Annotated in this window: 5 protein-coding genes; 4 read left to right on the plus strand and 1 reads right to left on the minus strand. The window is 42.5% G+C overall.

The window, feature by feature from the left end:
* Positions 1 to 198 precede the first annotated feature (198 nt).
* Complete coding sequence (locus HMPREF0549_RS07170; RefSeq protein ID WP_040531607.1) at positions 199 to 768, minus strand: LURP-one-related/scramblase family protein; 570 nt, start codon at positions 766 to 768, stop codon at positions 199 to 201.
* 142 nt (positions 769 to 910) lie between these two features.
* Here HMPREF0549_RS07170 and HMPREF0549_RS07175 point away from each other — a divergent pair, with 142 nt between their 5' ends.
* The 4 genes from HMPREF0549_RS07175 (at position 911) to HMPREF0549_RS07190 (ending at position 3,693) form a co-directional block, all read left to right on the plus strand.
* Positions 911 to 1,609: a uracil-DNA glycosylase gene (locus HMPREF0549_RS07175; RefSeq protein WP_003717611.1), complete on the plus strand. Its 699-nt coding sequence runs from the start codon at positions 911 to 913 to the stop codon at positions 1,607 to 1,609.
* A gap of 24 nt (positions 1,610 to 1,633) precedes the next feature.
* Positions 1,634 to 2,608 carry a phosphate acetyltransferase gene (gene pta, locus HMPREF0549_RS07180; RefSeq protein WP_003717612.1) on the plus strand — a complete coding sequence of 325 codons (975 nt, stop codon included), beginning with the start codon at positions 1,634 to 1,636 and terminating at the stop codon, positions 2,606 to 2,608.
* Positions 2,609 to 2,749: 141 nt separating this feature from the next.
* Positions 2,750 to 3,202 (plus strand): tRNA (adenosine(37)-N6)-threonylcarbamoyltransferase complex ATPase subunit type 1 TsaE, encoded by a 453-nt coding sequence (tsaE, locus tag HMPREF0549_RS07185; protein WP_003717613.1) that lies wholly within the window; start codon positions 2,750 to 2,752, stop codon positions 3,200 to 3,202.
* A 2-nt stretch (positions 3,203 to 3,204) separates the two neighbouring features.
* On the plus strand, positions 3,205 to 3,693 hold the full coding sequence (locus HMPREF0549_RS07190) for a GNAT family N-acetyltransferase (RefSeq protein WP_003717614.1): 489 nt from the start codon (positions 3,205 to 3,207) through the stop codon (positions 3,691 to 3,693).
* Positions 3,694 to 3,755 lie beyond the last annotated feature (62 nt).

The raw sequence follows: 3,755 nt of genomic DNA on the forward strand, positions 1-3,755 counted from the left end.
GTTTCGCGCCTAGGAAGGAGGTTACTGGCTCTAGCGACTTCCTGGCGAGCAGTTCTTGACTATGTTGCCTAGAACCCTAGGCGGAGGTTGCGGTCACGGCAAACACGTTTCATCTACATCCGCCTATACAACCATATAAACAAAACAAGAGACTAGCAATTCTGTCAGTCTCTTGTTTTGCTTATGCAGATCTAATCGTTATTTTTGTTTTTTAAATTGGGATGGTTCAATTTGATACCCAAGACAAGCGTCGTTACCTGTAGCAACGCTTCCCCAATGGACGCGGAGTGGGGATGATTGTTTGCGACGAGCCCAATGTTGGAGAACGCTAGCAACAAGAATCGCAAGCGGTTCATCTTCTTCATTTTTCACTTTTAATTCGTGATAATAATCGCCGGTAAAGGCAACGGGTTGGATTGAGAAGACAAGGTGATTCTTTTTAAAAACGCGGTACTTTCCCGAGAATGGCGAGCCAACGACAACCCAGTTGAGTCCTTTAATATAAATAACCTCACGAACGAAACCAAGGGACTTACTAACCGTTCCTACTTTTTGGCGATCCCTAAATAAGGCAAACTTTGGAATTATTCCAAAGCTGAGCTGCTTTACCTCGGCAAGTAAGTCGCCAGAAATTGAATATAAAGATAAAACGTCATGAAGTGCGCCCCATTTACCCACCAAGAGATATAACGATCGTCCTTGATAGTTACGAATAACGGTAGTTCCGTGGAGATCCGTATCATGATCGCGTAAATAAAGTTGCCGCATCCAATCACCGCTCCTTAAAGACAGATTAATTACCATTATTGTACCAGTTTGCTTATAAAAATGATAACTTTACAAAGCGGTTTCATTTTTCATTTCCGCCCATCGCCACTTATGCTAAAATATTAGTTGAGGTGCTAGAATCGTGAAACAACTTATTCATAATGATTGGTGGGACGTTTTAAAACCCCAATTTGAAAGTGCATATTATGCGCAGCTACATAATTTCTTAAAAGAAGAGTACAGCCACCGGACAATCTATCCGGAGATGCACCATATTTTTGAGGCTTTTGAATGGACGCCCTTTAGTAAAGTCAAAGTTGTCATTTTAGGTCAAGATCCGTACCATGGTCCTCACCAGGCTCATGGATGCAGCTTTTCGGTTTTACCAGGAATCCCTGTTCCGCCATCATTGCAAAATATTTATAAGGAACTGCAAAGTGATGTCGGTTGTCACCCGGTTCAACATGGTTACCTAAAAAAATGGGCTGATCAAGGTGTTTTGCTTTTGAATTCGGTCTTAACGGTTCGTGCAGGCCAAGCCTTTTCTCACAAGGGGCATGGTTGGGAACAATTGACGGACGCTGCAATTCATGCATTGTCCGAACGCCCTCAACCAGTTGTCTTTATTCTCTGGGGAAGAGCGGCACGGGATAAGAAAAAGCTGATTAATCTCAAGACAAATATTATCTTGGAATCAGCGCACCCAAGTCCGCTTTCAGCTAACCGTGGATTCTTCGGTTCAAAACCATTTTCAAAGACAAATGAAGCACTTCGCGCAATGGGAGAGGAGCCAATTGATTGGCAATTACCGGACCAACCGATAGTTGACGGTAAAGCTTGATAACCAATAAGGAGGTTCTTGTAGATGGATTTATTTGATGAAATTGCTGCAAAGGTAAAGGGGCAAGACAAAACCATTGTCTTCCCTGAAGGTGCTGACAAACGAATTTTAGGTGCTGCCGTTCGTTTAAAGAATGATGACTTAGTAGAACCAATTTTACTTGGCTCAAAGAGTGAAATTGAAGCAACAGCTAATGAAAATAATTTTGATATTACTGGTTTGCAAATTATTGATCCAGCAGCTTATCCAGAAGCAGACAAGAAGGCCATGTTTGATGCACTTTTGGAACGGCGGAAGGGAAAGAATACCCCTGAACAAGTTGAAAAGATGCTGGAAGACGTTAGTTACTTTGGTACCATGCTTGTATACATGGGCAAGGCCGATGGAATGGTTTCCGGTGCGGTTCACTCAACCGGTTCGACCGTTCGTCCAGCATTACAAATCATTAAGACAAAGCCAAATGCTCACCGAATTAGCGGGGCTTTCTTGATGCAAAAAGGCGATCAGCGGTACATTTTTGCTGATTGCGCAATCAATATTGAGTTAGATGCGGACACCATGGCTGAAGTTGCTGTTCAAAGTGCCGAAACTGCCAAGCTATTTGGAATTGATCCTAAGGTTGCTCTCCTTAGCTTCTCTACTAAGGGATCCGCTAAGGGAGACATGGTTACCAAGGTTGCCGAAGCTACAGAAAAGGTTCACGAAATGGAACCAGAACTTCCTGCCGACGGTGAAATGCAATTCGATGCTGCTGTTGTTCCTTCAGTTGGTGAGTTAAAGGCTCCAGGTTCTAAGGTTGCCGGCCATGCAAATGTCTTTATTTTCCCAAGCCTTGAAGCCGGAAATATTGGTTACAAGATTGCTCAACGTTTTGGCGGCTTTACGGCTGTGGGCCCAATTCTTCAAGGCCTGAATGCTCCAATTGCTGACCTTTCACGGGGATGCAGTGAGGATGATGCATACAAGGTGGCCATTATTACAGCAGCCCAAGCATTATAATTAAATACAGTAAATTTAAAAATTACGAAAAAAAGAGAAAAGATTGAAAAACGTTTTGATTTTCTAGTCTTTTCTCTTTTGTTGCTTTTAAACTTGGGTATCGGCTACAATAGCTGTAGAAAAACTGAGGAGCGGAGTCGGATGAAAGAAGTAAAGTTAACGGATCGAAAAAAAACGATTGAGCTTGGTGAAAAGGTAGGACAGTTGTTAAAAGCTGGAGATGTTTTGGTCTTGGATGGCGACCTTGGTGCTGGGAAGACAACTTTTACTAAGGGGTTAGCTAAAGGATTAGACATTCCAGACTTAATTAAGAGCCCAACCTTTACCATTATTCGTGAGTACCATGATGGTCGCTTGCCGCTTTACCATATGGATGCGTACCGTCTTGAAAATGGTGGAGCAGAAGACTTGGGATTAGAAGAATACTTTGATAGTGACGGCGTGAGTGTTGTGGAGTGGGCCCAATTTGTTGAAGATGAGTTACCTGCTGACTTTTTGGCAATTCACTTCAAGCGGACGGATGATGAAAATACCCGCCTTCTTCAATTTGAACCGCACGGTCGTCACTTTGAGCAGGTAGTTACGGAGCTGTAATAATGTCAGAGACTGTTGAAATCAAGTTAGCTGAACCCGAGAATGCAGCAGCTATTCTCAACTTCCTTCGACAGGCAGCAACGGAAAGTGATGCGGTTACAATTCCACATCTAGAAAAAGTAACTGCGAAGGAAGAATTCAAAAATATTCAAATAATTAACGATGTAGACGATTGTATAATATTGTTGGCAGTGTTTGAAAAAGAAATTGTGGGGATGGTAACAATAATGCGGTTACCTAATGAACCTCAGGTGGGCGAGTTAGGAGTCATTGTTGCTAAAAAATACTGGCACCAAGGAATTGGCCAATTATTAGTTGATGAGGCTGAATATTGGTTTGTTAATTATAGTAGCTTGGTGCGACTGACCTTAGATGTTTTTGAGGATAATGTTCCGGCAATTAACCTATATCGTAAGATGAACTTTGTTGTTCGTGAACACCGATTAGTTTCAGGACGAAAGGCACTCCAGATGGATTATCGGCAAGAATAAAAGGCTCTTGGCATTCAGAGTTGCGAATGTCGGGAGCCTTTGTTGATTAATGTCTTCAGACC

Origin of the sequence: Limosilactobacillus vaginalis DSM 5837 = ATCC 49540 (genome assembly GCF_000159435.1) — a bacterium.
Classification (GTDB): domain Bacteria; phylum Bacillota; class Bacilli; order Lactobacillales; family Lactobacillaceae; genus Limosilactobacillus; species Limosilactobacillus vaginalis.

Coding starts and splice junctions, on each gene's coding strand:
- HMPREF0549_RS07170 (WP_040531607.1), bottom strand. CDS start 768: ATGCGGCAACTTTATTTACGCGATCATGATACGGATCTCCACGGAACT.
- pta (WP_003717612.1), top strand. CDS start 1,634: ATGGATTTATTTGATGAAATTGCTGCAAAGGTAAAGGGGCAAGACAAA.
- tsaE (WP_003717613.1), top strand. CDS start 2,750: ATGAAAGAAGTAAAGTTAACGGATCGAAAAAAAACGATTGAGCTTGGT.
- HMPREF0549_RS07190 (WP_003717614.1), top strand. CDS start 3,205: ATGTCAGAGACTGTTGAAATCAAGTTAGCTGAACCCGAGAATGCAGCA.